This is a genomic window from Streptomyces regalis, assembly GCF_001509475.1.
Taxonomy (GTDB): Bacteria; Actinomycetota; Actinomycetes; order Streptomycetales; family Streptomycetaceae; genus Streptomyces; species Streptomyces regalis.
The window spans coordinates 1-3,012 of record NZ_LLZG01000175.1 but is presented as its reverse complement, the minus strand read 5'-3'; the positions used below and the strand labels follow the sequence as shown (position 1 = coordinate 3,012).

3 pseudogenes are annotated in these 3,012 nt (G+C 68.2%); 1 reads left to right on the top strand and 2 read right to left on the bottom strand.

The features are described from left to right. Positions 1 to 46: 46 nt before the first annotated feature. Positions 47 to 328 (bottom strand): annotated as a pseudogene (locus tag ADL12_RS20900) (RpiB/LacA/LacB family sugar-phosphate isomerase); the annotation flags it as partial. Between the two features lie 217 nt (positions 329 to 545). On the opposite strand from ADL12_RS20900, the pseudogene ADL12_RS20895 reads away from it, so the two are divergent. After that, positions 546 to 1,995 (top strand): annotated as a pseudogene (locus ADL12_RS20895) (amino acid permease). A 134-nt stretch (positions 1,996 to 2,129) separates the two neighbouring features. Here the strand turns inward: ADL12_RS20895 and ADL12_RS20890 are convergent. Next, positions 2,130 to 3,012 (bottom strand): annotated as a pseudogene (locus ADL12_RS20890) (serine/threonine protein kinase); the annotation flags it as partial.

Below are 3,012 nucleotides of genomic sequence, written 5' to 3'. Positions count from 1 at the left end.
CCAGCTCCGGTATCGCCACCGCCGGCCCCGGCATCCTCCTGTCCTACGCCCTCGTCGGCACGCTCGTGGTGCTGGTGATGCGGATGCTCGGTGAGATGTTCGCGGCGATCTGCTCGCCGTTGCCCGAGCCGCCGATCACGATGCCGAGGGCGTCGGGGTCCGCGGCCGTCTTCTCCGCCGCGCGGAGGCAGAAGGGCGGGTAGTCGTCCTGGGCGTCGTAGATGTGGGGGCCGCAGTCGACCGGGTCGTGGCCCGCCGCTTTGAGCCATTCGACGAGGTGGTTCTTGAGTTCGAAGCCCGCATGGTCGGAGCCGAGATACACGCGCATGGAACGAGTGTGACACGGCTGTTTCGGGGCGGCAGCGCCGGGTGTCGATCAGGTCAATTGTGACGCACGCAATGGAAGCTCAAGAAAACCTCAAGTAACAATCATGAATCGAAGGTTCCCGAATCCGTTCCCCTCCGATTCACTGGTCCAACTCGTACACCGCACCACTACCGCTCGTGCGAGGACCGCTCCCCACGGCGCAAAGGAAATCCCTTCCATGACTTCGCAGCCGACCCAGAAGACGGCCGAACCGGCCGCAGGCGGCCACGGCCTACAGGCCGGACTCAAGAACCGTCATCTGTCCATGATCGCCATCGGTGGCGTCATCGGCGCCCAGCTCCGGTATCGCCACCGCCGGCCCCGGCATCCTCCTGTCCTACGCCCTCGTCGGCACGCTCGTGGTGCTGGTGATGCGGATGCTCGGTGAGATGTCCGCGGCCAACCCGACGTCCGGGTCGTTCTCCGCCCACGCCGACCGGGCGCTCGGGCCCTGGGCCGGTTTCTCCATCGGCTGGCTGTACTGGTTCTTCTGGGTGGTCGTGCTGGCGGTCGAGGCGACCGCCGGTGCGGAGATCCTGGAGGGCTGGATACCGGCCGTCCCGCAGTGGGGCTGGGCACTGATCGTGATGGTGGTGCTGACCGCCACCAACCTCGTCTCCGTCGGGTCGTACGGCGAGTTCGAGTTCTGGTTCGCCGGGATCAAGGTCGTCGCCATCGCCGCCTTCATCGTCATCGGCGGACTGGCCGTCTTCGGCTTGCTGCCGGGCGTCGACAGCGATCAGGCCGGGCTGAGCAACCTCACCGACCACGGCGGCTTCCTGCCCAACGGGGCAGGTGCGATCCTCACAGGTGTGCTGCTCGTCGTCTTCTCCTTCATGGGCAGCGAGATCGCCACCCTCGCCGCCGGTGAGTCCGAGAACCCGCAGCGTGCCGTCACCAAGGCCACCAACAGCATCATCTGGCGGGTCGCCGTCTTCTACCTCGGCTCGATCTTCGTCGTGGTGGCCCTGCTGCCCTGGGACAGCAAGTCCATCAAGGACGACGGCTCGTACGTGGCCGCGCTCGACTCCCTCGGCATCCCGCACGCCGGTCAGATCATGAACTTCATCGTGCTGACCTCGGTGCTGTCCTGCCTCAACTCCGGCCTCTACACCGCCTCCCGCATGGCCTTCTCGCTCGGCCAGCGCGGTGACGCGCCGAAGGCCTTCGCCCGCACGACCGGCAACGGCGTGCCGCGGACGGCGATCCTCGCGTCGGTCGTGTTCGGCTTCGTGGCCGTGTTCTTCAACTACAAGTTCCCCGACTCCGTCTTCCTCTTCCTCGTCAACTCCTCCGGTGCTGTCGCCCTGTTCGTCTGGCTGGTGATCTGCTTCTCGCAGCTGCGCATGCGGAAGATCATCCAGGCCGAGGCGCCGGAGAAGCTGGTCGTGAGGATGTGGCTGTACCCCTATCTGACCTGGGCGACGGCCGCGCTGATCGTGTTCGTGCTCGGCTACATGCTGACCGACACCGAGCACGACGGGCGCTCGACCGTGCTGCTGTCGCTGCTGGTGGCGGCGGTCGTGCTGGTCATCGCCTTCGTGAAGCAGAGGTTCCGCGGCGGGCGTGCGGCGGCTGCCGCGGCGGCTGCCTCGGATGAGGTGCGCGACGAGGTCAAGACCGGCTGACGGTCGGTCCGATTGCTGTAGTCGTCCTTGGCCGTCCTGGCCCGGTGGGCCCTGAGGTGCGTGCGTACGCGCCTCAGGGCCCGACCCATGTCCCGCCGAACCATGTCCCGACCCATGTCGCGAACCATGTGCTGTCACAGCACCGTGAAGCTGTCCCTCACCTTCTCGTAGGTCCTGAGGGCCTGCGCCTCGATGTCCGGCTGGTACCAGGTGTTGATCTGGTACGACTTGCCGTCCACGGTGAAGCCCAGCAGTTGGGCGTGCCAGGGGGCGCCCTGGAGAGTGAAGGTGTACTCCCAGACGACCGCCGGGTGCCCGCGGAACGTCGTCCGTTCCAGGCGGATCTTGCGGTACTGGCCCTGCTGGGCGTTCTCCTCCGACTTCTGCCAGGAGTCCATCAGGTCGTCGCGGGCCAAGGACGACTTGGCGGCGAGTTCCTGTCTGGCGTCCGGTGAGGTGTAGTGCACCTCCGACCCCGTCTTGACGTCCCGCCGCCAGCCCTCGGGCGTCACCCACGCGAACCCGCCCGCCTCCCGGCGCGCTCCGGGCGGCAGGCTCTGCGGCCTCGATGTGCCCTCGACCGTCGGAGACGGGGCGCTGCCGGGGGAGGACGGCGATGATGACGGCGATGACGAGGAGTCGGCCTGATTGTCCTTCGGTGAACCGGGGTTGGTCGCCAGGAGGACCGCCACGACGGCGCCCCCGGCGACGATTCCGACGGCGGCGATGAGGCCGGTGCGGCGACGCCCACGCCGGGGTCGGGGTCGGGCCGGGACCGCGGGTCCGGGGAGCTCCCCGGGCGGCATGGAGTTGCTGGAGTTGTACGACCGCGCGGCGGCGGGCACGAGTTCCGGCTCCGGGTTCGGCCGTCGCTCGGTCACCGCTTCGGCGCGGGACAGGGAGACGCCGGTGCGGCTGGGTGTGGCGCCCGTGGAATTGCCGGTCGGGGTGGGTGAGCGGACCTCCGAACGGGCCTCTGGGGCGAGTTCGGTGGAGGTGTTGGGGGGTCGGGGGGTC